General features: G+C 60.7%; 24 protein-coding genes. 14 read left to right on the forward strand and 10 right to left on the reverse strand.

What is annotated here, in order from left to right; all coding sequences use genetic code 11:
• Nucleotides 1-194: 194 nt before the first annotated feature.
• From CAF73_RS11360 to CAF73_RS11370, 3 genes are all read right to left on the reverse strand, one after another.
• Nucleotides 195-407, reverse strand: a complete 213-nt coding sequence (locus tag CAF73_RS11360) for a hypothetical protein (protein ID WP_007952633.1) — start codon at nt 405-407, stop codon at nt 195-197.
• A gap of 245 nt (nt 408-652) precedes the next feature.
• Complete coding sequence (gene aguA, locus CAF73_RS11365) at nt 653-1759, reverse strand: agmatine deiminase (protein ID WP_085702723.1); 1107 nt, start codon at nt 1757-1759, stop codon at nt 653-655.
• Between the two features lie 179 nt (nt 1760-1938).
• Nucleotides 1939-4851, reverse strand: coding sequence for an aminotransferase (locus CAF73_RS11370; protein ID WP_085702724.1), 2913 nt, complete (start codon nt 4849-4851; stop codon nt 1939-1941).
• A 180-nt stretch (nt 4852-5031) separates the two neighbouring features.
• Between CAF73_RS11370 and rfbC the strand changes: the two genes are divergently transcribed.
• From rfbC to CAF73_RS11390, 4 genes are all read left to right on the forward strand, one after another.
• Nucleotides 5032-5577 (forward strand): dTDP-4-dehydrorhamnose 3,5-epimerase, encoded by a 546-nt coding sequence (gene rfbC / locus CAF73_RS11375; protein ID WP_085698029.1) that lies wholly within the window; start codon nt 5032-5034, stop codon nt 5575-5577.
• Between the two features lie 106 nt (nt 5578-5683).
• Entirely contained in the window at nt 5684-7492 is a 1809-nt protein-coding gene (locus CAF73_RS11380; protein ID WP_085702725.1) for an ATP-binding protein, read from the forward strand.
• Nucleotides 7489-8877, forward strand: a complete 1389-nt coding sequence (locus CAF73_RS11385; protein ID WP_085698028.1) for a sigma-54 dependent transcriptional regulator — start codon at nt 7489-7491, stop codon at nt 8875-8877. The genes CAF73_RS11380 and CAF73_RS11385 overlap by 4 nt, the downstream gene beginning before the upstream one ends.
• Before the next feature lie 40 nt (nt 8878-8917).
• Nucleotides 8918-9373, forward strand: coding sequence for a YiiD C-terminal domain-containing protein (locus CAF73_RS11390; RefSeq protein WP_085698027.1), 456 nt, complete (start codon nt 8918-8920; stop codon nt 9371-9373).
• A 13-nt stretch (nt 9374-9386) separates the two neighbouring features.
• On the opposite strand, the gene cysQ is transcribed toward CAF73_RS11390, so the two are convergent.
• Nucleotides 9387-10220, reverse strand: a complete 834-nt coding sequence (gene cysQ / locus CAF73_RS11395) for a 3'(2'),5'-bisphosphate nucleotidase CysQ (protein WP_085702726.1) — start codon at nt 10218-10220, stop codon at nt 9387-9389.
• 5 nt (nt 10221-10225) lie between these two features.
• Nucleotides 10226-10792, reverse strand: coding sequence for an ADP compounds hydrolase NudE (nudE, locus tag CAF73_RS11400; protein ID WP_064382762.1), 567 nt, complete (start codon nt 10790-10792; stop codon nt 10226-10228).
• A gap of 88 nt (nt 10793-10880) precedes the next feature.
• Between nudE and yrfG the strand changes: the two genes are divergently transcribed.
• Complete coding sequence (gene yrfG / locus CAF73_RS11405) at nt 10881-11543, forward strand: GMP/IMP nucleotidase (RefSeq protein WP_085698025.1); 663 nt, start codon at nt 10881-10883, stop codon at nt 11541-11543.
• A gap of 70 nt (nt 11544-11613) precedes the next feature.
• On the opposite strand, the gene lysM is transcribed toward yrfG, so the two are convergent.
• Nucleotides 11614-12054 (reverse strand): peptidoglycan-binding protein LysM, encoded by a 441-nt coding sequence (gene lysM / locus CAF73_RS11410; protein ID WP_085698024.1) that lies wholly within the window; start codon nt 12052-12054, stop codon nt 11614-11616.
• A gap of 137 nt (nt 12055-12191) precedes the next feature.
• Here lysM and CAF73_RS11415 point away from each other — a divergent pair, with 137 nt between their 5' ends.
• The 4 genes from CAF73_RS11415 to CAF73_RS11430 all read left to right on the forward strand — a co-directional run bounded on the left by CAF73_RS11415 (nt 12192) and on the right by CAF73_RS11430 (nt 17046).
• Nucleotides 12192-13079 (forward strand): LysR family transcriptional regulator, encoded by an 888-nt coding sequence (locus tag CAF73_RS11415; RefSeq protein WP_064382760.1) that lies wholly within the window; start codon nt 12192-12194, stop codon nt 13077-13079.
• A gap of 92 nt (nt 13080-13171) precedes the next feature.
• Nucleotides 13172-14011: a formate dehydrogenase accessory sulfurtransferase FdhD gene (gene fdhD / locus CAF73_RS11420; protein ID WP_085702727.1), complete on the forward strand. Its 840-nt coding sequence runs from the start codon at nt 13172-13174 to the stop codon at nt 14009-14011.
• The gene (locus CAF73_RS11425) at nt 14008-16356 is read left to right on the forward strand and encodes an FdhF/YdeP family oxidoreductase (protein WP_085698022.1); all 2349 of its coding nucleotides are present in this window, start codon (nt 14008-14010) and stop codon (nt 16354-16356) included. Before fdhD ends, CAF73_RS11425 begins: the two co-directional genes overlap by 4 nt.
• A 210-nt stretch (nt 16357-16566) precedes the next feature.
• The gene (locus CAF73_RS11430) at nt 16567-17046 is read left to right on the forward strand and encodes a YMGG-like glycine zipper-containing protein (RefSeq protein WP_085698021.1); all 480 of its coding nucleotides are present in this window, start codon (nt 16567-16569) and stop codon (nt 17044-17046) included.
• Nucleotides 17047-17110: 64 nt separating this feature from the next.
• On the opposite strand, the gene CAF73_RS11435 is transcribed toward CAF73_RS11430, so the two are convergent.
• The 4 genes from CAF73_RS11435 to CAF73_RS11450 form a co-directional block, all read right to left on the reverse strand.
• A complete protein-coding gene (locus CAF73_RS11435; protein WP_085698020.1) occupies nt 17111-17542 on the reverse strand; it encodes a thioesterase family protein in 432 nt (143 codons plus the stop codon).
• 31 nt (nt 17543-17573) lie between these two features.
• Complete coding sequence (locus CAF73_RS11440) at nt 17574-18797, reverse strand: 3-hydroxyacyl-CoA dehydrogenase (RefSeq protein WP_085702728.1); 1224 nt, start codon at nt 18795-18797, stop codon at nt 17574-17576.
• Between the two features lie 109 nt (nt 18798-18906).
• A complete protein-coding gene (locus CAF73_RS11445; protein ID WP_085702729.1) occupies nt 18907-20835 on the reverse strand; it encodes an ATP-dependent DNA helicase RecQ in 1929 nt (642 codons plus the stop codon).
• A 371-nt stretch (nt 20836-21206) separates the two neighbouring features.
• Nucleotides 21207-21710, reverse strand: a complete 504-nt coding sequence (locus CAF73_RS11450) for a polysaccharide deacetylase (protein WP_085702730.1) — start codon at nt 21708-21710, stop codon at nt 21207-21209.
• A 304-nt stretch (nt 21711-22014) separates the two neighbouring features.
• Here CAF73_RS11450 and CAF73_RS11455 point away from each other — a divergent pair, with 304 nt between their 5' ends.
• The 5 genes from CAF73_RS11455 (at nt 22015) to CAF73_RS11475 (ending at nt 25045) form a co-directional block, all read left to right on the forward strand.
• On the forward strand, nt 22015-22296 hold the full coding sequence (locus CAF73_RS11455) for a hypothetical protein (RefSeq protein WP_085698016.1): 282 nt from the start codon (nt 22015-22017) through the stop codon (nt 22294-22296).
• Nucleotides 22297-22398: 102 nt separating this feature from the next.
• On the forward strand, nt 22399-23526 hold the full coding sequence (locus tag CAF73_RS11460; RefSeq protein ID WP_085698015.1) for a hypothetical protein: 1128 nt from the start codon (nt 22399-22401) through the stop codon (nt 23524-23526).
• A gap of 347 nt (nt 23527-23873) precedes the next feature.
• On the forward strand, nt 23874-24173 hold the full coding sequence (locus CAF73_RS11465) for a hypothetical protein (RefSeq protein ID WP_085702731.1): 300 nt from the start codon (nt 23874-23876) through the stop codon (nt 24171-24173).
• Nucleotides 24174-24329: 156 nt separating this feature from the next.
• On the forward strand, nt 24330-24773 hold the full coding sequence (locus CAF73_RS11470; RefSeq protein WP_085698013.1) for a hypothetical protein: 444 nt from the start codon (nt 24330-24332) through the stop codon (nt 24771-24773).
• Nucleotides 24773-25045 (forward strand): type II toxin-antitoxin system RelE/ParE family toxin, encoded by a 273-nt coding sequence (locus CAF73_RS11475; protein WP_085698012.1) that lies wholly within the window; start codon nt 24773-24775, stop codon nt 25043-25045. The genes CAF73_RS11470 and CAF73_RS11475 overlap by 1 nt, the downstream gene beginning before the upstream one ends.
• Nucleotides 25046-25091: the final 46 nt, after the last annotated feature.

The following is a 25091-nucleotide window of genomic DNA, read 5'->3' on the forward strand; positions in this document are numbered from 1 at the left end:
CCTCGGTCGCTGCGGAAAAACGCCGGAATGACTTTCAGTCTGTTGCGGCAATCGGTCGAATCAAAACCGCCAGCCGTCATCGCCAGAAAGGCAGTCAACCTGGTGGTCAACGACCCCAACAGCTTCTGATATCGCGTCCATAAAAAAAGCGCTGCCATCCCGGCAGCGCTTTTTACAATCCTTGTTTGTTCTTCTTATCCTTCCATCACATCCCAGAGTGCTTCCAGTTCGGCCTCGCTGAACAGGCCAGCGGGGTAACGCTCGATCATCATCCGGCGCGGATCAGGTTCCCTGATCTGACGCGTTCCATTGGACTTCAACCAGTGCGCGACAATCTGGAGCGACTCACTATTTACAGCCATGGGATGCAACGTCCGCTCGCTGATTACGTTCACTTCGGCGTTCATTTCAGCGCTCTCTCCCCGTTCATGAGCGGCTAAGTTATCCAAGGTTTATGACAGAACCGTTGAAGTTCTCCCCCCTCCCTAGTGCGCCATAAGCGATACAAGAGCTATGCCAACGTAATCAAATTGTCGACCAGCGGACATAAAGAAACCCGCAGTCCTGACGGGCTGCGGGTTTCTCTTCAAGCATGGGCAACAAATGACTGCCCGGTCGTTTTTCCAATCAACTCAAGCTGTTACATCCGCACTCACTCTTTGTGCGGCGCGGGTTGCTGTTGGGTAAGGCAGTGAATGTTACCGCCCCCCAGTAACAGTTCACGGCCCGGCACCATGACCACTTCGTGTTGCGGGAACAGGTTCTGCAGGATCTCCCGGGCCGGAGCATCCATCGGGTCGTCAAAGCTCGGTGCGATGATGCCGCCATTGACGATCAGGAAGTTCACGTAGGAACCGGCCAGGCGCACGCTCGGATTGCGCTCCTGGGTGCCGTCCACCGGATCCACGCCCGCGCATTCTTCTTCAGTGGCAAACAGCGGCCCCGGAATCGGCATCTTGTGCACCGTGAACGGGCGCCCCTTGGCGTCGGTGCTGCTTTCCAGCACTTTCATCGCAGCCTGGCAGCGCGGGTAGTTCGGATCCTGCGGATCGTCAGTCCACGCCAGCAGCACTTCGCCCGGACGCACGTAGCAGCAGAAGTTATCCACATGGCCGTCGGTTTCGTCGTTGAACAGGCCATCCGGCAGCCAGATGATCTTGTCTACCGACAGGTTTTCGCTGAGCACCGCTTCGATTTCTTCGCGGCCCAGGTGCGGGTTGCGATTGCGGTTGAGCAGGCATTCTTCGGTGGTGATCAGAGTGCCTTCGCCGTCGACGTGAATCGAGCCGCCTTCGAGCACGAAGCCTTCGGTGCGGTAACGCGGGCTGCGCTCGATTTCAAGAATCTTGCCGCCAACCTGGGAATCACGGTTCCACGGCGAATACAGGCCGCCGTCAAAGCCGCCCCAAGCGTTGAAGTCCCAGTTCACACCGCGCACTTCACCGCTGTTGTTGATTACGAAAGTCGGGCCGCTGTCGCGAACCCAGGCATCATCGCTGGACATCTCGACCACACGGATATTCGGCACGTCGAGACGAGCACGAGCGTTTTCGTACTGGCTGGCGGAGACCGCCACGGTCACCGGTTCAAAACGCGCGATGGCCTTGGCCACTGCCGCATGAGCAGCCTGAGCCGGCTTGCCGCCCAGACGCCAGTTGTCCGGACGCTCGGGCCAGATCATCCAGGTCTGGGTTTGCGGCGCCCACTCGGCCGGCATGTAGAAGCCATCGGCGCGTGGGGTACTTTTCAAGGTGGTCATGTCGATCAGACTCCAGGGAACCGTCGAGGTTTTTTCAACACGCCGTACAGGTTTGGACGACGGACTATGGCGACTTTATAAACGATAAATATCGGCTTTAGAAGCCATAAACAAAAAACAATCCCAATTTAACCCGTTAAATATCGATACAAATCGGCATTTAACGGGTTCGAAACGCCTTAGAGTCCTTCTTCCAGCACCTTCACCAGCATGTCGACGAAGAAATCCACACTCTGACGCGAGGTGACCATCGGCGGCTTGATCTTCAGCACGTTCAGATAATCACCGGTCGGCTGCATGAAAATTCCCAACTCGCGCAGGCGATCACACAACCGCGTGGTTTCCTCGGTCGCCGGTTCCAGGGTTTCCCGATTGCGGATCAACTCGACCCCCAGGTAGAACCCGGAACCGTGCACCGCACCGACCAGCGGATATTGATCGATCAACGCCTCCAGCCGCGCCTTGAAGTGCTCGCCGACCACCTGGGCGTTTTCCCAGAGTTTTTCTTCTTCCATGACATCCAGCACCGCCATGCCGATCTGGCAGCTCACCGGACTGCCACCGGCGGACGAGAAAAAATAGCCCTCGGCTTCCAGCGCCTCGGCGATTTCCCGGCGGGTGATCACGGCGCCCAACGGCTGGCCGTTGCCCATGCCTTTGGCCATGGTGATGATGTCCGGCACCACGCCTTGCTCCTCGAAACCCCAGAAGAAGTGGCCCATGCGCCCGTAACCGACCTGCACCTCATCGGCGATACACACGCCGCCACGGGCGCGCACCATTTCATAGACCCTTTTCAGGTAACCCGGCGGTAGCGAGATCCCGCCCGCGTTGCCATAGACCGGCTCGCAGATGAACCCTGCCAGTTGACGCTTCTGCTCATCGATCTTCGCCAAATGCTGTTCGACGCTGCGCACATAATCCGGTGCCGAATCCGGGCCGCGAAATTCGCCGCGATAGGTGTTTGGAGCGGTCACCGCATGTACCCAGTCCGGGCGACTGCTCAGGGCCTGCGGGTTATCGGCAATCGAGGTCGACACCGCATCCGCCCCTACCGTCCAGCCGTGATAGGCCTCCAGCACACTGATCATGTCGCGTCCACCGCTGGCGGCCCACGCCAGACGAATCGCCAGGTCATTGGCCTCGCTGCCGCTGTTGACCAGGAACACCCGATCCATGCCCTCCGGCGCCAGTTTCAGCAAGCGCTCGGAAAACTCGGCGACCGCCGCATAGTTGAATCGCGAGTTGGTATTGAGCAGCGACCACTGCCGGCTCGCCACCGCCGCCATGCGCGGATGACCATGACCGAGCACCGCGACGTTGTTGAGCATGTCGAGATAGGAGCGGCCCTGCATGTCGATCAGGTGATTGCGCCAGCCACGTTCGATGCGCGGCGGGTCGACGTAATAGTGTTTCTGGGTGCGGGCGAAACTGGCGTCGCGGCGCGCCAGCAAGGTCTTGGCGTCCAGTTCCGGCTCGGCGTCGCAGGCCAGGCCCAGCAGCGCTGCCGGCGACGGGGACAACGCCTGCCACGCCGGCGCACGGCTCGGTGTACAGAACAGCGGCGCCTGCAGATGCGCATCGCGGACCCACTGCACAATCAACGGACCGTCCACCGAACCCAGCACCTGGCCTTTGACCAGCGCTGCGCCGCTGTGCAACGAAGGCTTCACACCGAGCAAACGCAAGCTCAGTTGCGGGCCGTCGAGTCGCAGCGCGCCGTCAGCCGACAGGTGAAATACGCCAGCAAACGGTGCTTCCACCGTAGACCCCTGGGGCACATGCAATTCAACGTGCAGCGGGAATGTCTCTGGCTCTTCGGCACTGTCGGGCCGGGTGCGCGACAACCGGTATTGCCCGTATCGACTGGACGCCAGGCCATGGATAGCAGCAGCTTCACTCAACAGACGCTGATCGATGCCAGGCTGCTCCCAGTTGCCCGCCTCGAAGTGCGCACTCAACACCCCCAGATCGATCAACGCGAACTCGCGCCCGACCAGACCGGGCAACAACGGCGCAAAGCCTTCACTGTCAATGGCCGGTAACGTCTGCCCCACTGCCGTGAGAATCGCCGCCTCCATCAATGCCAGCGGCACCGAAGTGGCGACCCGGAAGATTTCCCATTCGTGGGTCAGGTTGTCGCGGCTGTAGGTGTTGCCCGGATCGATGCTGACCTGTTGCTCGCCACTGAGCACCAGCACCGCCGCCCGCGCCACGATCAGCGGCCACAGCGCCAGAAGCTCTTCGCGTTGCAGCGGATTGACCGCGTGATAGGCCTGCACCGCCGGCAGAATCACGAACGGATCGCCGGCGGCGTGGTGCAGCAGCGCGGCGCAGGTGACCGACAGATCGGTGATGCGCCAGGTGCGCACCAGATCACCGAAATCGATGACGCCCTGCAACTGCCAGTGGCGCCGTGCGTCACGCTGCCAGACCACGTTGTCATCGGTGATGTCCATGTGGATCGCCTGCACCGGCAGCTTTTCCACCAGCGGTTGCAAACGAAGCCTGGCCTGCTCGCCAGCCTCGGCGATCAGCGCGCGCTGGCGTTCGTCTTCGATCACCGGCAGCAGGTGCTCGATCAGGGCGCTGGCGTGGCGCGCATCCCATTGCAACGTGCGTTCGAGCCCCGGATGGTCGAAACCGGCGAGGGCCAGATCCATTTCGCCGCAAAGTCGACCGAAGCCGGCGACAACCTCATGGCCAAGATGATCAAGGGCCGTCAGCGGCTGCCCCTCGATGTAATCGAGCAGCCGCACATGCACCGACTCGCCCTCGACGTCCAGCGTCAGCAGGTCAGCGCCGTTGCTGGCCGCAATCACCCGAGGCACCTTCACCGCGCCCTGCTCGGCCAGGTACTTGAGGCCCGCATGCTGGGCTTGCAACTCCACCAGCGAATAGTCGCCCCGGCAGATCTTCAGCACGAACCGCCCACGCTCGCTGTCGACCCGGTAATTGAGGTCCTGTTGGCTGCCCAGAGCCAGTAACGTGCCGTTCAAGCCGTAATGCTGCGCCAGCAGATGCCGGGCCTGCTCCAGCGAAACCTGAGGACTGGGCAAACTGGCGCGATGAATCAACGTGGCGAACGACATGGAACGACCCCTGAAATTTTATTAGGCGCCTATATCGCCATTGCTTCGGGCGATAAGCAACCCCCGACCATCCGTCCCCCGACACGCAGCGAAGCAGATGGATTTGCATGCCTCCCCTCGCACCCAACGGCACTTTGCGCAAGAATGTCGGCCATTCAAACCTGCCACTGGAATATCCCGATGAATGTAATCCCCACTGACCTGCCTGGTGTCCTGATCATCGAACCCAAGGTGTTCGGTGACGAGCGCGGGTTCTTTTACGAAAGCTTCAATGCCCAGGCCTTTCAGGACGCGACCGGCCTCGACACGCAGTTCGTGCAGGACAACCATTCGCGCTCGCAGAAAGGCGTTCTGCGCGGGCTGCATTACCAGTTGGAAAACACCCAGGGCAAACTGGTCCGCGTCACCGTCGGCGAAGTCCTCGATGTCGCCGTGGATATCCGCCGCAGCTCGCCGCATTTCGGCAAGTGGGTGGCGGTGCGTCTGTCTGCCGACAACCATCGTCAATTGTGGGTACCGGAAGGTTTCGCCCATGGTTTCGTGGTGCTGAGCGAATTCGCCGAATTCCTCTACAAGACCACCGACTACTACAACCCGTCGTCCGAGCGCAGCATTCGCTGGGACGACCCGGACCTGGGCATCGACTGGCAACTGGATGAAGCGCCAAAACTGTCGGCCAAGGATCAGGCTGCCGCCCTCCTCAAGGACGCCGACGTCTTTTCCTGAAGTCCTGTGTGAATCTTCAGCGCCGCTGCACACCGGGCCACGGGTGCGCAGACTGCGCCTGCAAGCCTAGGCATAATGCGCCTGTACCCACAGGCGCTCGATGCTCATGACTCCGACCCTTCCCCGCCGCCCTCGCTGGCGCAGCCTCGCCCTGCTGGCCCTGTGCCTGGCACCGCTGCTGTGGCCGCTGGAACATCTGGCCGAGCGCTATTACCGCAGCGAACTGGCCGGCCAGAACCGCCAGACCCTCGACCTCTACGTCGCCAACCTGCTGGGCACGCTGCATCGCTATGAGGTGCTGCCACAAATCCTCGGCGACCTGCCAGCGCTGCGCGCAGTGCTCGGCGCGCCGGACGACGGCGTCACCCAGGGCAATGCCAATCGCCTGTTGAAAAACATCGCCGCGCAGACCGGCGCCGAAGTCATGTACCTGATGGACACCAACGGCCGGACACTGGCGGCGTCGAACTGGGACAAGCACGACAGTTTCGTCGGGCGCAATTTCTCTTTCCGGCCCTACTTCAGCGAGGCCATGGCCGGCCGCCTCGGGCGCTTCTTCGGGTTGGGCACCACCTCCGCCAAGCGCGGCTACTTCTTCGCCGCCGCCGTGCGCAGCGGCGAAAAAATCATCGGCGTGCTGGTGATCAAGGTTGACCTCGATCACACCGAAAGCCTGTGGGGCAAAACCCCGGAACAACTGCTGGTGACCGACCACAACGGCGTGGTCATCCTGACCTCGCGCCCGGAATGGCGCTTTCGCGCGACCCGCCCCCTGAGTGATACCGAACGTGCGGCGATTACCGCGATCCAGCCCTATCCGACCCGCGAGCCACGCCCCTTGAACCTGAGCCAGACCGCCTGGCTGCCGCAGACCCAGGACATCGCGGAAACCGGCTGGAGCGTCAGCATCCTCGCCCCGCGCACATTGATCGACCGGCCGGTGCGCACCGTGGTGGCGATCGGCGGCGCTACCTTGCTGGTGGTGATGCTGTTGCTGGGCCTGATGATGCAGCGTCGTCGTCATTACCTGGAACGCATCGCCTTCGAAGCCAAGGCCCGACGGGAACTTGAGGGCCGGGTTGCCGAGCGCACCAGCGATCTCGAAGGCCTCAACCGGCGCTTGAAGCAGGAAGTGCTTGAGCGTGAACAGGCGCAGCAGGAACTGGTCCGCGCCCAGGACGATCTGGTGCAGGCCGGCAAACTGTCGGCGCTGGGGACGATGTCGGCGAGCATCAGCCACGAACTCAACCAGCCGCTGGCGGCGATCCGCAGCTACGCCGAGAACGCAGAAGTGCTGCTCGACCATGAGCGGACCGAAGACGCTCGCGGCAACCTCAAACTGATCAGCGAACTGACCGGGCGCATGGCCTCGATCATCGCTCACCTGCGCGCCTTCGCCCGCCGCGACCGCCACGCCCCGGAAAGCGTCGCCCTGCAACCGGCGCTGGATGATGCACTCGCCTTGCTGGCCAAACGTCGCCGCAGCATGGACGTCGAACTGATCCGCGACCTGCCCGCCGCGACCTTGTGGGTCGAGGCCGGGGAAACCCGGCTGCGTCAGGTGCTGGGCAACCTGCTGGCCAACGCCCTCGACGCCCTGACCGAGAAAGGCCCGCCGCGCAAATTGTGGCTGAGTGCCGAATCCACCGACGAAGGCGTCAACCTGTACATTCGCGACAATGGCCCGGGTTTCTGCATGGAAGCCCTGGGCCGAGCCAGCGAACCGTTTTACACGACCAAGACCCGCACGCAGGGTCTCGGTCTGGGGCTGGCCATTTGCGAAACCCTGATGCGCGCCTTCGGCGGCGAACTGTCGTTCGCCAACCACAAGCAAGGTGGCGCCTTGATTACCCTGCGACTGCGCGCCGGCGCACCCGGGGTCAGCCTGCAACCGTCCGAGGATCGAAGCGCATGACCATCGACAACCGCATTCAGGTGGTGCTGATCGACGACGATCCGCACCTGCGTCAGGCCCTCGGCCAGACTCTGGATCTGGCCGGCCTGAAAATTCTGCCGCTGTCCGAAGCCAAGGGCCTGGCCGCGCAACTGGAGCGCGACTGGCCGGGCGTCGTGGTCAGCGACATCCGCATGCCCGGCATGGATGGCCTGGAATTGCTGAGCGAACTGCACGCTCAGGATCCGGAGCTGCCGGTGCTGCTGATCACCGGCCACGGCGACGTGCCCCTGGCCGTGCAGGCCATGCGCGCCGGTGCCTATGATTTTCTGGAAAAACCCTTCGCCAGTGACGCCCTGCTCGACAGCGTGCGTCGCGCCCTGGCTCTGCGGCGTCTGGTGCTGGACAACCGCAGCCTGCGCATGGCCCTGAGTGATCGCAACGAATTGAGCGCGCGGCTGGTCGGTCAGTCCGCGCCGATGTCGCGCCTGCGCGAGCAGATCGGCGCACTGGCGGCGACCAAGGCCGACGTGCTGATCCTCGGCGAAACCGGTGCGGGTAAAGAAGTCGTCGCCCGCGCCCTGCATGATCTGTCGAGTCGGCGTAACGGCCCGTTCGTGGCGATCAACGCCGGAGCGCTGGCCGAGTCGGTGGTCGAAAGCGAATTGTTCGGCCATGAGCCCGGCGCCTTCACCGGCGCGCAAAAGCGCCGGATCGGCAAGTTCGAATTTGCCAACGGCGGCACACTGTTCCTCGATGAAATCGAGAGCATGAGCATGGACGTGCAGGTCAAACTGCTGCGCATGCTGCAGGAGCGCGTGGTCGAGCGTCTGGGCGGCAATCAGTTGATCCCGCTGGACATTCGCGTCATCGCCGCCACCAAGGAAGACCTGCGCCAGGCCGCCGATCAGGGGCGTTTCCGGGCGGACCTGTATTACCGACTCAACGTGGCGCCGCTGCGCATTCCGCCACTGCGTGAACGGGGTGAAGACGCGCTGATGCTGTTCCAGCATTACGCCGACGAAGCCAGCGCCCGCCATGGCCTGCCACCGCATGAATTGCAGCCGGCGCAACGGGCGTTGCTGCTGCGGCATTCATGGCCGGGCAACGTGCGGGAATTGCAGAACGCGGCGGAGCGTTTTGCCCTCGGCCTGGAACTGGCACTGGACAACACGCAGCCCGATGGCAGCCCCGGCACCAGCGTCGAAATCACGGCGGGAGGGCTCAGCGAGCAAGTGGAAAACTTCGAAAAATCGCTGATCGCCGCCGAACTGGCCCGCTCTCACAGTTCCGTGCGCAGTCTCGCCGAAGCCCTGGGCATTCCGCGCAAGACCTTGCATGACAAACTGCGCAAGCACGGGTTGAATTTCGCTGGCAGCGGCGGCCATTCCGACGAGTCCGAATGAAGCACGCTCAATTCACTTTTCTGCCGCAAGAGGTCCGGGCATGAAGCACGACAGTCGTTATCTGGAATCGGTCCTTCACCACGACATTCCGCTGACCCGGGACATGGGCCTCAAAGTCCTCGACTGGCACGAGCAGCAACTGCGCCTGCACCTGCCGCTGGACGCCAACGTCAATCACAAGAGCACCATGTTCGGCGGCAGCCTATATTGCGGCGCCGTACTGGCGGGTTGGGGCTGGCTGCATTTGCGCTTGAAAGAGGAAGGCATCGAGGAGGGACACATCGTGATCCAGGAAGGACAGATCAGTTATCCACTGCCGGTGACCGGTGATGCCATTGCGATCTGCCCGTCACCGAGCGCTGCGGTGTGGAAGAAATTTCTGACGATGTATCAGCGCTATGGACGGGCGCGACTGACGCTGCACACGCGGGTCGTCAATACGGGCAGCGATGAAGATGCGGTGACGTTCAGCGGGCAGTACGTCCTGCACCGCTGAAGATTGAGCGAGCTTACGTGCGGGCGAGTTCCAGCAGCTTCGTCCGCCAGGCGGCTTTCGCCGGCAATGCCAGGAAGAAACCGTTCAATAACGACTCCCGTGGCGGGTAACAGAATGCTTCGCCGCTCAGGTCGAGCACCTCGCCGCCGGCCCCTTCCAGCACACCCTGCGCCGCCGCCGTGTCCCACTGCGAAGTCGGCGCCAGACGCGGGTAACAATCGGCAGCACCTTCAGCCACCAGACAGAACTTCAGCGAACTGCCGATATTGGCCAGTTGCAACTCGCCAAGACTGGCGCTCAAACCGGCCAGCAGGCGTTCCTGTTCCGGACTCGAATGACGACGGCTGGCAACCACGGTGAAGGCTTCACCAGGCCCCGGCACGTCACGCACCTGAATCGCCGCCGGTGTACCGCCCGTGTCGCCGCGCCAGGCACCCAGATCCGCGCCGCCGACGTAGAAGCGCCCGTTGGTCGGCATCGACACCACACCGAACACCACCCGGCCGTTTTCGATCAGCGCGATATTGACGGTGAACTCTTCGCTGCCGCTGATGAACTCCTTGGTGCCGTCCAGCGGGTCCACCAGCCACCAGCGCTGCCAGCCCTCGCGCACGCTTTGCGGGATGTTGGCATCCTCTTCGGACAGCACCGGAATGCTCGGATCCAGCGCCGTCAGACCAGCGACGATCACATGGTGAGCAGCCATGTCCGCCGCCGTCACCGGCGAATCATCGGACTTGGCGGTGACCGCCACACCGGCGCGCCAGAACGGCAGGATCGCCTCACCGGCCCGCAGGGCCAGCTCGACCACCGGCGCCATCAACGGATGGGGAAAATTCATAGACATCTCACTCATGACTGAAAAAATCCGCGCTGGGTCAGCAGATCGCGGGTCAGGTACAACGCCGCCAGGGCGCGTCCCTCACTGAAATTCGGATTCTGCGCCAGCGCCGACAACTCCCGCAGGTTGACCTTGTCCACGCGCATCGGCTCAGGTTCGTCGCCTTCAAGACGCTCTTCGTACAGGTCGGTGGCCAGCACCACCTGGATCTTCTGGCTCATGTAACCGGGCGACAATGACAACTCGGTCAGATGCTCCAGCTGACGCGCGCCGTAACCGGCTTCTTCCTTGAGCTCACGCTCGGCGGCGGCCAGCACGTCTTCGCCGGGTTCGATCAGGCCTTTGGGCAGCGACAGCTCGTACTCGTCGGTCCCGCCGCAATATTCCTCGACCAGCACCGCATGCTCGGCATCAAGCATCGCCACGATCATCACCGCGCCATAACCGGCGCCCTTGCCGACCAGCCGCTCGTAGGTACGTTCCACGCCGTTGGAGAAACGCAACTTCAGCTCTTCGACGCAGAACAGTCGGCTGGTGGCGACGATCTCGCGGGCAAGTACGGTGGGTTTCTGGCGCATGCAAAGCTCCTTGGCGTGAACGCGCTACTATAACGCGGCTTTTCCGATTGTTTGCGTCGGATATCTTTCTACCGTTCGAGACGTTGCCATGCCTTCATTACCGTGGTCCGACATCGATACCGTTCTGCTGGACATGGACGGTACGTTGCTCGACCTGCACTTCGACAACCACTTCTGGCTGGAGCACCTGCCGCAGCGCTACGCCGAACTGCATGGCGTGAGCCGGGCCATGGCGGAAATGGAATTGCAGCCGCTGTTCGAGCGCCATGCCGGTCAATTGCAGTGGTATTGCCTGGATTTCTGGAGCGCGGAACTGAAGCTGTCGGTGCGTGAACTGAAACTGGAAACCGCCCACCTGATCGCCCTGCGCCCGGACGCCGACACGTTTCTGGAGGCGATCAAACGAGCCGGCAAACGTGTGGTGATGATCACCAACGCGCACCGCGATTCGCTGTCGCTGAAACTGGAACGAATCGAACTGGCGCCGTACTTCGAGCGGCTGATCAGCTCCCACGATTACGGTTTTCCCAAGGAAAACCCGCAATTCTGGGACGCCTTGCAGGCCGATATCGACTTCGACCCGGCACGCAGCCTGTTCATCGACGACACCTTGCCGATCCTGCGCAGTGCGCGGAATTTCGGCGTGGCGCATCTGTTGGCCGTGAAGGAACCGGACAGCCGCAAAGGGCCGAAGGACACCGGGGAGTTTGCGGCGGTCGAGGATTATCGGGATTTGATTGCCGGGCTCTGATTGCCGAGCGCTGATTGCCGAGCGCTGAAGACTGCGGGAGCTGCTCAAGGCCGCTCCCGCAGGCGTGCGGTTACTCGGGAATACGCAGCGTCTGCCCCGGATAAATCTTGTCCGGGTGTGACAGCATTGGTTTGTTGGCCTCGAAGATCTTGTTGTACTGATTGGCGTTGCCATACACCGCCAGGGAAATCGCGCTGAGAGTGTCGCCCTTCTTCACGACCACAAAACGCGCCGCCGCCACCACCGGCCCGGTCACGGTGATCTGGTCATCGACGCTGCCGACACCGGCAATGTTGCCCACTGCCAGCAGAATTTTCTCTTTCTCTTCCTGGCTCGCCACTTCACCGGTGACCGTTACCTTGTCACCGTCCACGGTCGCCTGGACATTCGGGTTACCCAACCCGACCTTGCTGATGTGTTCCTTCAGTTGGTCGCTGGCATTGGCGTTGCCGGGGGTCAGCAGGTCGAGCAACTTCTCACCGGCCTCTTTCACAAAGCTCAAAAGACTCATAGCACACACTCCTTGATTTAAGTTCCAGACGCCCAAGCCTAGACCACGCCGGACAAACCCGGTTGCGGCCCGACCAATGACCCTGCCCCCGCGCAAGCGGTAGAATCGCCCACCCTTGCCAGCGCCCCGGAGCGAAGATGGACATCAAGCAGCTGAAATTCCTCATCGCCCTCGACGAAACCCGCCATTTCGGCCAGGCCGCCGCCCGCTGCCACATTACCCAACCGACCTTGTCGATGCGTCTGCGCAGCCTCGAAGAAGAACTCGACCTGCCACTGGTCAACCGTGGCCAGCGCTTCGAAGGTTTCACCGCGCCGGGGGAACGGGTGCTGGCCTGGGCGCGCACGGTGCTGGCGGCCTATGACGGTTTACAGGCGGAAGCGGCGGCCTGTCGCGGCAACCTGATCGGCACCCTGCGGCTGGGCGTGGTGCCGTTGTCGAGTTTCGATGCCTTGCCCTTGATGCAACGCCTGCATGCGCAACACCCGAACCTGCGCTTTGAACTGTCCTCGCTGAGCTCCGAACAGGTTCTGGAGCAACTGGCGAACAACCGCATCGACATTGGCGTGTCTTACCTGGATCGCCTCGACGGCGAGCGTTTTGAATCCCTGGCGTTCAGTGAAACGCAGATGGGCCTGCTCTACGACCAGCGGTTCTTCAGCTTTGGCGAAGCACCGCTGAGTTGGGAATCGCTGATCGAACTGCCCCTGGGCATGCTCACCAGCGGCATGCACTTTCGCCAGTCCATCGACCACAACTTCCACAGCCGAGGTCTGACGCCGCAACCGTTGCTGCAAACCGATGCCGTTCACCAATTGTTGCAAGCGGTGCATGGCGGCCTCTGCTGCGCGGTGATGCCACTGGATGGCGGTCTGGAAAACCTTACGGATAACCTGCGCCTGCAACCTATCGAAAACGCCCAGACCCTCGCCCGACTCGGCCTGATCATGCGTCGCGGAGCACCACGGTCGGCGCTGGCCGAAGCCTGTTTCGCGCTTTATCAAAAATCACCAACGGACGCTTGATCGACGGCATCTATCGAAGCATCGACACTAGCGATTAGACGCGACAACTTGCCGCGCCTAGTCTTAACGTTGATCAATCCGTCGGTGATGCCATGAACGCCAAGCGCCCGGCCTGCGCGGCGCCTGCTCTCGAAACGCCCGCGCCTGCTGCCAGTCAGACCTACAGTTACAGCGATCTTCCCCTCACGGAATCGGCCAGCACCGCGCTGGCCGAAGAGGTCGCGCTGGCGATTGCCTACAACGGCATCAGTCAGGCCGTGATGCTGGTGACGCCGACCGACCTTGAAGACTTCATCGTCGGCTTCAGCCTCGGCAGCGGCATCATCGAAGACGCTTCGGACATCTACGACCTGCAACTGACCGGCTCGGGCTCGGCGCAATACGCGCAAGTGACCATCGCCAACCGCGCCTTCTGGAACCTCAAGCAACAGCGTCGGCAACTGGCCGGCACCAGCGGATGCGGGTTGTGCGGCGTGGAAGCGGTGGAACAGGCGCTGCCTGATCTCAAGGTTTTACCCGGCGCCCCCTTGCCGCCCATCGAATGGCTCGACGGTCTGCGACAGCGCATCGGCGCGTTTCAGCCGCTGGGCCAGCACTGCGGCGCGGTACATGCGGCGGTGTTCATGAACGCCAGCGGTGAATTGCTGCTGGGTCGCGAAGACATCGGACGGCACAACGCCCTCGACAAACTGATCGGCGGCCTGATCCGGCAAAAGATATCCACAACGGGCGGCCTGGCGATTGTCACCAGCCGTTGCAGCCTCGAGTTGATCCAGAAAGTCCTTCGGGCCGGGATTCAGACCCTGGTCAGCCTGTCCGCGCCCACCGGCCTCGCCGTGCAATGGGCCCGACGCCATAACCTCAATCTCATCCACCTGCCGCAAAAAAACGCGCCGCGGGTGTATAGCCCAGAAATGGAGAAACACCCGTGAGCCAACACCATCAAGCCGACCAGAAACCCGTTCCGCGCTACAAGCCTTACAAGGGCCCAGCCGGTGGCTGGGGCGCACTGATCAGCGTGGCCCAGGCCTGGCTGACCAGTGACAACGCGTTGAAAAACCTGCGCGCGATGCTCAAGACCAACCAGAACGGCGGCTTTGACTGCCCGGGCTGCGCCTGGGGTGATTCGCCGGAAAGCGGCATGGTCAAGTTCTGCGAGAACGGCGCCAAAGCGGTGAACTGGGAAGCGACCAAGCGTCGGGTGGACGGCAAATTCTTCGCCAAGCACAGCGTCACTGCGTTGCTGGAGCAGAGCGACTACTGGCTCGAATATCAGGGTCGTCTGACCGAGCCAATGGTCTATGACGCCGAAACCGATCACTACAAGCCGATCAGTTGGGACGATGCCTACGCGCTGATCGGCAAACACCTGCAAGGGCTGTCGAGTCCGGATCAGGCCGAGTTCTACACCTCGGGCCGCGCCAGCAACGAAGCGGCGTACCTGTATCAACTATTCGTGCGCGCCTTCGGCACCAACAACTTCCCCGACTGCTCGAACATGTGCCACGAGGCCAGCGGTGTTGCGCTTGCGCAAAGCGTTGGTGTCGGCAAAGGCACCGTGACCTTCGATGACTTCGAACACGCCGATGCAATTTTCGTCTGGGGCCAGAACCCGGGCACCAACCACCCGCGCATGCTCGAACCGCTGCGCGAAGCGGTGAAACGCGGCGCTCAGGTGGTGTGCATCAACCCGCTGAAAGAACGCGGCCTGGAGCGCTTCCAGCATCCGCAGCACCCGATCGAAATGCTCACCAACGGCGACAAGCCGACCAACACCGCGTATTTCCGCCCGGCACTGGGCGGCGACATGGCGGTCCTGCGCGGCATGGCCAAGTTCCTGCTGCAATGGGAACGCGATGCGCAGAAGGCCGGTGCGCCGGCGGTGTTCGATCACGACTTCCTCAATGAGCACAGCGTCAACGTGCTGGAATACCTCGGTGTCGTCGACGACACGCCGTGGGAGCAGATCGTCGCGCAGTCCGGCCTGACGCTGGTGGAAATCGAGCAAGCGGCGCGCATGTACGCCAAAGGCAAGAACGTGATCATGTGCTGGGCGATGGGCATCACCCAACATCGTCATTCGGTGCCGACCATCCAGGAAATCGCCAACCTGATGCTGCTGCGCGGCAACATCGGCAAGCCCGGCGCGGGTCTGTGCCCGGTGCGTGGCCACAGTAACGTACAGGGCGACCGCACCATGGGTATCAACGAGCGTCCGCCGGTGGCGTTCCTCGATTCCCTGGAGCGTCGCTTCCAGTTCAAGGTGCCGCGCCACAACGGGCACAACGTGGTCGAAGCGATTCACGCGATGGCCGAAGGCCGCGCCAAGGTGTTCATCGGTCTGGGCGGCAACTTTGCCCAGGCCACGCCGGACAGCTCGCGCACCTTCCAGGCGCTGAGCAACTGCGACCTGACTGTGCAGATCAGCACCAAGCTCAACCGCAGCCATCTGGCCCACGGCAAGGAAGCGTTGATCCTGCCGTGCCTGGGCCGTACTGACATCGACATCCAGACCGAAGGCCCGCAGGCCGTCACCGTGGAAGATTCGTTCAGCATGGTGCACGCTTCCAACGGCCAGTTGCAGCCGCTGTCGAACCAGATGCGTTCGGAGCCGTCGATCATCGCCGGCATCGCCGCCGCAACCCTGGGCAGCAAACCGGTGGACTGGAACTGGCTGGTGGCCGACTACCGACGCATCCGCGAACTGATTGCCGACACCATCCCGGGCTTCAAGGATTTCAACGAGAAGGTCAAGAACCCGGGCGGCTTCTACCTCGGCAACAGCGCCGGCGCGCGCAAGTGGAACACCACGTCGGGGCGGGCCAACTTCAAGCCGAACATGCTGCCCAAGGACCTGATCCACGAGCGCACTCGCGCTACCGGCAAACTGCCGGACCTGATCCTGCAATCGATGCGTTCCCACGATCAGTACAACACCACGATTTATGGTCTGGACGACCGTTATCGCGGCGTGAAGGGACAGCGTGATGTGCTGTTCGCCAACGAAGCCGACATCATTCGTCTGGGCTTCAAGCCGGGGCAAAAGGCTGACATCGTGTCGCTGTGGGACGATGGCCGCGAGCGTCGGGTGAAGGGCTTCACGCTGCTGGCGTTCGACATTCCGGCGGGGCAGGCAGCGGCTTATTACCCTGAGGTGAATCCGTTGGTACCGCTGGAAAGCACCGGCGATGGCAGCCATACGCCGACGTCGAAGTTCATCGCTATCCGGCTGGAAGCGGCGAGTGAGACGGGGCTGATTATGGCCAGATCGGCCTGATACAAAACTTTTCTGCGCCCACAAAAAAGGCCGCTTTTGCATAAAAGCGGCCTTTGTGAAGTAGCTAAAGACCGGCGAAAATCCGTTAAGTTCCGCCCAAAAATCAGTAAGTTGCAGAATTGTATACAAGTCGTGTTATTCGTCGGATTTCGATTGTCACGCCCATTCCAGAGCCTCAGGATCGCGCCGTCATCCCTTTGAGGCTCCTCTATGAAGTTCTCCTCGATTCTCTTGTTGTCCCTTGGCCTGGTCAGTGGCTTCGCTTCTGCCGGAGGCACCACCGAAGCAGGTGTGGGCGGCGCATTGGGCGGGGTTCTTGGCTCGGTCGTCGGTCAGTCGTTAGGCGGCAGTACAGGTTCAACCATTGGCGCAGCCCTGGGCGGCGCGGGTGGTAGTGCGGTCGGCGCCGACAAGCGCAGCCGTGGCGAAGCAGCCATCGGTGGTGCGCTGGGCGCAGCCGGCGGCAACGTGGTCGGCCGCAGCATGGGCGGCACCACCGGCAGCCTGATCGGCGCAGCAGCCGGCGGCGGCGCCGGTGGCGCGCTGGGCAACTACATGGGCAACAAGAGTGACGACGATGATCGCCGTTACGATCGTCGCCATGATGATCGTCGCTATTACCGCGACCGTCACCCAGGTCGTGGTCATGCCTATGGTCATCGCAAGCACCACCGCTACTACCGCGACTGAGGTTTGACCTCGTTGCCGTAACAGCCAGATCGCAGCTCCCCCGGGCTGCGATTTTTTTTGCCTGTCACACCGCCAGGCGTTCCATCGCTTGGCGCAATCGGGCTGGAATCGCCACCGGCCGATTGGATGCCCGGTCGACGAATACATGCACGAAACGTCCGGCCGCACAGGCTTCCACCTCTCCTTCCTTGAACACCGCCAGTTCGTATTGCACCGAACTGTTGCCCAGCTTGCCGACCCGCAGACCGATTTCGATTCGATCCGGGAAAGCAATCGACGCGAAGTAGTCGCAGGACGAACTCACCACAAACCCCACCACCTCGCCGTCATGGATATCCAGCCCTCCGACCTGGATCAGGTAGGTGTTCACCGCCGTGTCGAAGAAGCTGTAATAGGTGACGTTGTTGACGTGGCCATAGGCGTCGTTGTCATGCCAGCGCGTGGTGATCGGCTGGAAGTGCGGGTAGTCGCTGCGTTGCGGCATCGGGTTAGACATGAGTGTCGATTCCTGGAGTGATTTGCCCAGTCTAAAGGTAAAAACCCTTGCCTCGCGCCGCCAGCTCGCCAATCAATGACGCCGGCCGCCAGTGATCGCCCTGCCGGGTCTCCAGCGCCAGCAATCGCTTGTGAATGTCAGCCAGCCCCTGATCGTCCGCCCAGGCCATCGGCCCGCCTCGCTCTACCGGGAAGCCGTAGCCATTCAGATAGACCTGATCGATGTCATGCGCCGACTCGGCAATCCCTTCCTGCAGGATCTTTGCGCCCTCGTTGACCAACGCCAACAGGCACCGCTCCAGGATCTCCTCCGAGCCGATATCCCGGCGATGAAACCCCAAACCTTCGCTGACACTCAACACCAGCGCATCGACCTCGGGATCATGTTCGGCCTGACGACTGCCGGGCTCGTAGTGGTAATAACCATTGCCAGACTTCTGACCGAACCGGCCCCGTTCGCACAAGCGGTTATCCACCTGAACCTCGGGCGCGTCCTGCCCCTTGCCGGCAAGCTCGCGAGCGCGCCACTCAAGATCGATGCCGACCACGTCGTACATGCGAAACGGCCCCATGGCGAAACCGAAACTCTGCAATGCCGCATCGACCTGCTGCGGGTATGCCCCTTCGAGCAACATCTTGCGCGCTTCGAGCACATACGGATGCAGCATGCGGTTGCCGATGAATCCGTGGCAGTTGCCCGACACCACACTGACCTTGCCCATGCGCTTGCCCAGCTCAAGCGCGGTTTCAAGCACCGCTGGCGAGGTCTGCGCGCCACGGACTATTTCCAGCAATTTCATGATGTGCGCCGGGCTGAAGAAATGCAGGCCCAGCACTTGAGTCGGACGCCGTGTCGCGGCGGCGATGGCGTCGATGTCCAGCGCCGAGGTATTGCTCGCCAGCAGCGCCTCAGGCTTCAGCACGCCATCGAGCTCGCGGAAGATCTTCTGCTTGAGTTCAAGGTTTTCGTACACCGCTTCGATCACCAGATCGACGTTGCGGATCGCCACATAGTCCGCCGCTGCGCTGATACGGGCGATCCGGGCATCGGCATCGGCCTGTTCAATTCGCCCCTGTCGCACGTTGTGCGCATAGTTGTCGGCCACGGTGGCCAGCGCCTGCTCGAGCATCTGTGGATTGTTATCGACCCACTGCACTGACACGCCGGCGTTGGCCAGGCACATGACAATGCCGCGGCCCATGGTGCCGGCGCCGATCACGGCGGCCTGCTGAATAGCGAAGGATTTCTGGCTCATGTTGTTCTCTTGTTGGCGATCCGAAGACAGCCATCACCATAGTCAGCCACCGGGCATTTTTGAAGTTCATGGCCGTGATGATCGACATTCAGCAGATGGATTCGAGAACTCAGAGATGCGCCTGAGCCCAGGCCCTCACCTCGGCGTAGGGATATTCCTCCAGCGCCGCAAACCCGGAAATGGCCCGCGCCTTGAGCTTGGTAAACAACGGCACGCTGATGCCGCACAGGAACCGGGTAACCTGCTCCGCCGACGGAGTACTGCCAGCGTGCTGCTGATGCCTGTGGATAAAATCGCCACACAACGCCGCGAAATTTTTACCCACAAGCGCCGGCAATTCCGGAGTTGTCGGCAGCCGGGCGACTTGCCCGTGACACACCGAACAATGCCCGCACTGCTGCGGCGCATCGTGATCGCCGAAATATTCGGCCAGCCGATAACCAAGGCATCGCTCGGTGGCGAACAGCTCGAGCATGGCGTGAATCCGCGCCACTTCGGTTTGCTCATGGCGGGTGAAATAGTCGTGCAGTTCAGCGCTCAAGGCCTGGCTGTCGAAATCGCCGCGCAGGACGTTGTAGACCTCGGTCATCTGCTTGCTCTCAAGCTCGACCCAGCCCTTTTCCTGGAAATAATCCAGTGCCTTCACCACCCGATTGCGCTCGGCCGAATACTGCTCGTACATCGCCTCGAAATTCACCGTGGCCCAAGTACGCGCGCGGCTTGAGGTCTGGATGATCGCGGCAACGAAATCCCTGCGCTCGCCCTCGAAACGCTCAAGCAGCGCTTCGGGCTCCAGCAAGTACTTGAAACGGTATTCGGCGTAGTACGCGTAGCGCGGGGCAATCAGCCCTCGCAGTTCCAGCTGCACCAGCAACGTCTTCAAAGGCAACGAACGAATGTTGCTCTGATCCGCCAACGGCCCGAGCAGAAACTCCCATTGGCCTTCGGCTGCGGCGGCCTGCAACTCGTCCAACACATGGCGAATGCCATCCTGTTCCGGCGTGTCGCCGTACACAAAGTTTTCCAGCACGTTGAGGCTGTCGCGGTTGGCCAGCACCAGGCAATCGGACGGCTGCCCGTCACGCCCGGCGCGACCGATTTCCTGGCTGTAGTTTTCGATGGATTTGGGCAGGTCGAAATGCACCACATTGCGGATGTCGCTCTTGTCGATACCCATGCCGAAGGCAATGGTGGCGACGATGCAATTGGACTGTCCGCTCATGAAGTGCTTCTGGATCGCGTCCCGTTGCTCATGGGGCAAACCGGCGTGATAAGCCTCGGCCTGAATGCCATTGCGCTCAAGATGTTCGGCAATCTGTTCGGCGGTTTTCTGCAGGGTGACGTAGACGATGCTCGGCTGACCCGCACGCTCGCTCATCCACTCCACCAGCCGGCGGCGCTTGTCCTGTCCACGCACCGGCTCGACCAGCAGATTGAGGTTGGGCCGATAGAAACCGGTGGTCACCACATCTTCTGCAGCGATGGCGAATTTCGCCTGCATGTCGGCGATGACTTTCGGTGTTGCCGTGGCGGTCAGCAGCAAGGTTTGCGGGATGTTGAACTGGCGCTGGTAGTCCGGCAGCTTGAGGTAGTCGGGGCGGAAATTGTGGCCCCACTCGGAGATGCAGTGCGCCTCGTCCACCACCAGCAGCGAGATCGGCACCTGCTGCAAAAAGTTGCGAAAGCGCTCGTTCTTCAAACGCTCCACGGAAATCATCAGGATCTTCAGTTCACCGGAACGGGCGCGAGCCATCACATTGTTGGCGTCTTCGCGGCTCTGCGCCGAATCGATGCTGCCTGCCGAAATCCCGTGCCGACGCAAGAACTCCAGCTGATCCTGCATCAACGCCAGCAGCGGCGAGACCACCAGCGTCAGGTGTGGCAGCAGGATTGCCGGCACCTGATAACAAAGGGACTTGCCGGAGCCGGTGGGAAAGATCGCAGCCGCCGAGCGCCCGGCGAGAACGGCGCTGATTGCCGCTTCTTGACCGGGACGAAACTGTGGATAACCGAAAACCTGTTCCAGGGTGTTGTGCATTCGCTGTCACTCCGTTGACCGCTGTGATGCCAACAGCCTAGCGGGCGATCGCAGCGCGTCGAGAAAGGTCGGGGGTCAAATCGATACGGGATGATACAGCGTGAAATGCCGAGTCACGGCTTGAAACAAACGAAACACTTTGTTCCTCGCCTGCATCGCCGTGGCGAGAGTAACGTCCGACATTCATCGCGCCAGGACGGCCGATACATCTAGAGACTCGCCAAGGAATGAATATGTCGAACCGTTTGAAATTGCTCTTCGCCCTTCTTGTCCAGAGCCTGTTACTGGGCGGGTGCCTGCCCTTTCCCGGCGAGCTTCCGCCACTCGCCAGCGTGGTGGCGGCGAGCCCCACGCCAACGGCTTAGCAGACTCTACGGCTGCAACACCGCCACTCGCAATTGCTCGTTCAACAGCTGCTCATGCACGCCCAGGCTTTTGCTGGCCCACAGTGCATGGGCCGGGCTGATATCACCGGTGAATGCCGCCGCCAGCTGACGCAGGTCGGCAACACTGCGCACCCGTGGGCAGAACGCTTGCTCGTCGCAGCTCTGACTGGCGTTGCGATAGGTGGCGAGCAGACGATCCCATAAACCCTCACGCACCTGACGGATTGACTTGAGCTGCGCATGCGGCACACCCAGGCGTTGTTTGAGTGCGGATTCATCCAGGCCTTCGCAGGCCAGCAGTGCCTTGCCGAACATCAACACTTCGGCACGGGAAGCCGTGTCGATGCCGGCCTGGGTCGTGAGTGCGTCCGGCCAGTCCGTGCGCTCCACGTGCGCGAGCAACAGTCCGTTGCCCGCCTCGGAGGCCAACGCCAAACGACATCCACTGGCCCAAAGCAAAATGATCGAGGCCATTCGTAGCCACTGCATACCTAATTCCCTTTAAGTCTGGGTCGGACGTCCGGAAACGCCCCACGGATTCTGGCGCGCACCATACAGATGTTTAACGGGAATCGCCCGCTAAACACGTAGGAAATCTCTCCACTCAGGGTTTGGCTGTGAAAAAGCCGTAAAACTGCGTAGGGAAAATGCCCGAACCCCGGAAAAACCCCTACGAATTCTGTCCATTGTGGCTGTCTTGTCCCATTCGAAGGAGCCCTTCTATAGTGGCCGGCGCGACTGAAAACTCTGTGTCGGCCCGCCGAAGCGACTTCGAAAAGGACACGCCTCAAACATGAACATTTCCACACCGCTGAATAATCGTTTTCGCCCTCTCAAGAGCTGCGACGGCAACAACCCGGTAATGGTCATCGACACCGAAGCAACACCGGTTGACTTACTCGATGCCGCCGATCTTCGGTTGCGCGCCGCCAGCGATCTTCTGGAAACTCTTTACTGCTTGTGTTTCAAACAGGCCGATGTAAAAGACATCCCCAACATCGTCAATGCGCTTTATTTATTGACGCAGGACGGCTGCGACTTATTGGAAGTTGCCAGGCAACGATTAAATAATTAGCGCTCGCGGACAAACTTACAAAGTTCGCAACAACCCACCACTTCCCTTACAGCAAAGTTCAGAACTAGCCTGTTCGCTCTTACATCAACCAAGAGCAATAACATGACTACGCTGACTATTTTCTTTTGCGGTACAGGTTCGACAAAGTTTGATGATACTCACGAAAACTATTGGAATGGAGAATTGGTCTCCACACTTGCGTCTCATCACACGGGGCGCGAGTTCGCCGAATGGATCGTCGTCGATGGCCCCGGTACCAGCAACCTGCAAGCTGATGATCTGTTCACCAAATCCAAGGACTACGGTCTCAGCGGAACTTTGTTCGGCAAGGGCTGGGAGGAGAACGTCCAACACGCGGTAAACATCATCAAGGGCCAATGTGACTGGCAGCGCGAGCAACTGACCGAAGCGGAATATAACCGCCTCAAAGCCGCCGGCATCCCGATTGAAGATGTAAAGGTCGAAGGTTCGTGGCTGTGGCGCAAATACAACTATGGCGATCGCAGCGTCACGCAACAGAAGTTACAGGAGCAGATTATTAAAACCTTCCGAAAGGGTGGTGTTATTCCAACAAAAGTCAATCTGGTGGGCTGGAGCCGCGGGGGTATCAGTTGTCACATGCTGGCCAATGTCATGTTCAAGGACAGTGCACTGAAAAACATTCCAGTGAATATCTTCGCCATTGACCCGGTGCCAGGTATTGGCAACTTTCAGGAACATCGGGTAAAGCTCAACAGCAACGTAAAAGAGTATGTGGGTTTCTACGCTCGGGATGAACGTTCCAAGGGCTTCAGTTGCGTCATCCCGCAAACCGCGACCGGAACCAAGACCAGCATCTTCCCGATGCCCGGCCGTCACGCCACCCTGGTGGGCAACGCCTCCGCCGATGGCAACAGTGGTCCAAAAGTGCTGGCCGAACCCGGCCTGATCGTGCGCCACTTTGCCGAGGTCTGCCTGAAACGCTGGGGCACCGTACTCGACAAAAACCTCAACCTCACCGATGCCGCCCTTCGCAACCACACCGCCGCCATCGTCAACGCGGCAGCGAAATACAAGGCCATGGAGAAGTGTTCCTACACCTGGTTCACCGAGCTGGATCAAGGCGAGCGCTACGTTTCGCTGGGCAGCAAAGGCGTTCCGTTCTCGACGGTGAAAGGCACGATCTATACCCCGGCGACCGGGCTGACCACGAGTGTGCTGGATATTGAGGCGTATCGATCGATTCGTTGAAAACCGTGATTGATCCGTAGGAACGGGCTGCACGAATCTGCATCCCGTTCCTACACGCAGCGGCGCCTTGTCTTCTATCGGCGCCAGTGGGCCGAAACCTATAGTTGTGACTGTCGCTGACAATTCAGCGACTCGGGCTTGGTCACCCGAATGGATCATGCATTCGCGTCCGCTGTATGCTGCCGGCACTCAATTGCCAGCAGCGTTATGGTGGCTGTGTTTGGGACGCTTTCGAGCGTGCCGGGTATGTGCATGATCCTCACCGGTTGACCAACCCGAACACAGTCGCCTCCAGTCGCTTGGTCACGATGTGGTGGCTTCATTCGAAGCAATTGAGGATCTAAAAAATGAAATCATGGAACGAGCTCCACTCCAATCGCTACCGCCCACTCGACTCCAATCTCACCGACACCAAGCCCCTCGTCATCGACACCGAAGCCAACCCGCAAGACATCCTCGAATGCGCCGTCCAGCGCCTACGCGCCTCAAGCGACCTGCTGCAAACCCTCTACTGCCTCTGCTTCAAACACGCCGACGTCGAAGACATCCCGCACATCACCCACGCCCTCTACCTGCTGACCAAAGACGGCTGTGACCTGCTGCAAGTCGCCCAGCAGAAAGTGCTCAGCTGGAAAGCCCCGGCCTGACGAACTTCGGGCAGGCGTGTTCATGGCTAGAACTGTCTGTCTCCATCTCGAACACTGACGCTGACATTTCCGGCGCAAAACTTAAGGACCTGAATTTTGCAAACTATTATTGATTGCGTACGATGGGAGCCATTGTTCAACCAAGGGCTTGCTTTCATGACCATTGAAACCATTGATCACAGCACTCTCACGCGACTGTTTGAGAGCGGTTCGATCAGTAGCGCACATATCGTCGCCAAGCCCGGTGGCTGGTCGATTCAAGTTCAGCAAGGAAGCAAAGAGTATTCACTGGCGGCGCAACGCAGTGGCCAGGTGCGGCTGTTTAAGCGGTTCGAAACACTGGTGACCTACCTGCAAGGAGTGGGTATCAATCACTTCGATGTGGACGCCTCCAGTTATGATCCTCTTCAAATAAAAACCTATGCTCGCCCTGATCGCGCCGAAGCGATGAAGCAAGCTCATGAAGCCGCTGCATATGAAGAATGGGTCAAACAACAGGTACAAATCAGCATTGATGACACAAGACCCAGCGTCAGCGATGAAGACGCTCGCAAATTATTTGCCGCCAAGCGGGATGCCTTGCGTCAGCGAGTACGTTGATGAGGTTGGTCTGGCGCCAAGAGGCGCTGGATGACCGAGACAACATCATGGAGCGTATCGGACAGGAAAATCCCGTTGCAGCGATTGAGCTCGATGAGGTTTTCGAACTGAAAGGAGAAAGCGCTCGCAAGCACCCAGCCATATACCGAAAAGGTATCGCGGAAGGCACCCGCGAAATCGTCGTCACCCCAAACTACATCATCATCTACGCAATCAAATTTGATGCTGTGGAAGTGCTGCGAGTGCTGCATACCAGAAGGCAATGGCCATGATGACTGGAGAAAAAATGCTTAGGAGTTCGCGGACCCTTAAGTAGCA

Source organism: Pseudomonas sp. B15(2017) (assembly GCF_002113215.1).
Classification (GTDB): domain Bacteria; phylum Pseudomonadota; class Gammaproteobacteria; order Pseudomonadales; family Pseudomonadaceae; genus Aquipseudomonas.

Excerpts from the sequence above, each read along its gene's own strand:
- CAF73_RS11360 (WP_007952633.1), bottom strand. The coding sequence starts at position 407 with ATGAACGCCGAAGTGAACGTAATCAGCGAGCGGACGTTGCATCCCATG.
- CAF73_RS11385 (WP_085698028.1), top strand. The coding sequence starts at position 7,489 with ATGACCATCGACAACCGCATTCAGGTGGTGCTGATCGACGACGATCCG.
- CAF73_RS11470 (WP_085698013.1), top strand. The coding sequence starts at position 24,330 with ATGACCATTGAAACCATTGATCACAGCACTCTCACGCGACTGTTTGAG.
- nudE (WP_064382762.1), bottom strand. The coding sequence starts at position 10,792 with ATGCGCCAGAAACCCACCGTACTTGCCCGCGAGATCGTCGCCACCAGC.
- CAF73_RS11390 (WP_085698027.1), top strand. The coding sequence starts at position 8,918 with ATGAAGCACGACAGTCGTTATCTGGAATCGGTCCTTCACCACGACATT.
- cysQ (WP_085702726.1), bottom strand. The coding sequence starts at position 10,220 with ATGTCTATGAATTTTCCCCATCCGTTGATGGCGCCGGTGGTCGAGCTG.
- fdhD (WP_085702727.1), top strand. The coding sequence starts at position 13,172 with ATGAACGCCAAGCGCCCGGCCTGCGCGGCGCCTGCTCTCGAAACGCCC.
- lysM (WP_085698024.1), bottom strand. The coding sequence starts at position 12,054 with ATGAGTCTTTTGAGCTTTGTGAAAGAGGCCGGTGAGAAGTTGCTCGAC.
- CAF73_RS11380 (WP_085702725.1), top strand. The coding sequence starts at position 5,684 with ATGACTCCGACCCTTCCCCGCCGCCCTCGCTGGCGCAGCCTCGCCCTG.
- rfbC (WP_085698029.1), top strand. The coding sequence starts at position 5,032 with ATGAATGTAATCCCCACTGACCTGCCTGGTGTCCTGATCATCGAACCC.
- CAF73_RS11450 (WP_085702730.1), bottom strand. The coding sequence starts at position 21,710 with ATGCAGTGGCTACGAATGGCCTCGATCATTTTGCTTTGGGCCAGTGGA.
- CAF73_RS11455 (WP_085698016.1), top strand. The coding sequence starts at position 22,015 with ATGAACATTTCCACACCGCTGAATAATCGTTTTCGCCCTCTCAAGAGC.
- CAF73_RS11465 (WP_085702731.1), top strand. The coding sequence starts at position 23,874 with ATGAAATCATGGAACGAGCTCCACTCCAATCGCTACCGCCCACTCGAC.
- CAF73_RS11415 (WP_064382760.1), top strand. The coding sequence starts at position 12,192 with ATGGACATCAAGCAGCTGAAATTCCTCATCGCCCTCGACGAAACCCGC.
- CAF73_RS11460 (WP_085698015.1), top strand. The coding sequence starts at position 22,399 with ATGACTACGCTGACTATTTTCTTTTGCGGTACAGGTTCGACAAAGTTT.
- CAF73_RS11445 (WP_085702729.1), bottom strand. The coding sequence starts at position 20,835 with ATGCACAACACCCTGGAACAGGTTTTCGGTTATCCACAGTTTCGTCCC.
- CAF73_RS11435 (WP_085698020.1), bottom strand. The coding sequence starts at position 17,542 with ATGTCTAACCCGATGCCGCAACGCAGCGACTACCCGCACTTCCAGCCG.
- CAF73_RS11430 (WP_085698021.1), top strand. The coding sequence starts at position 16,567 with ATGAAGTTCTCCTCGATTCTCTTGTTGTCCCTTGGCCTGGTCAGTGGC.
- aguA (WP_085702723.1), bottom strand. The coding sequence starts at position 1,759 with ATGACCACCTTGAAAAGTACCCCACGCGCCGATGGCTTCTACATGCCG.
- CAF73_RS11440 (WP_085702728.1), bottom strand. The coding sequence starts at position 18,797 with ATGAGCCAGAAATCCTTCGCTATTCAGCAGGCCGCCGTGATCGGCGCC.
- CAF73_RS11370 (WP_085702724.1), bottom strand. The coding sequence starts at position 4,851 with ATGTCGTTCGCCACGTTGATTCATCGCGCCAGTTTGCCCAGTCCTCAG.
- yrfG (WP_085698025.1), top strand. The coding sequence starts at position 10,881 with ATGCCTTCATTACCGTGGTCCGACATCGATACCGTTCTGCTGGACATG.
- CAF73_RS11475 (WP_085698012.1), top strand. The coding sequence starts at position 24,773 with ATGAGGTTGGTCTGGCGCCAAGAGGCGCTGGATGACCGAGACAACATC.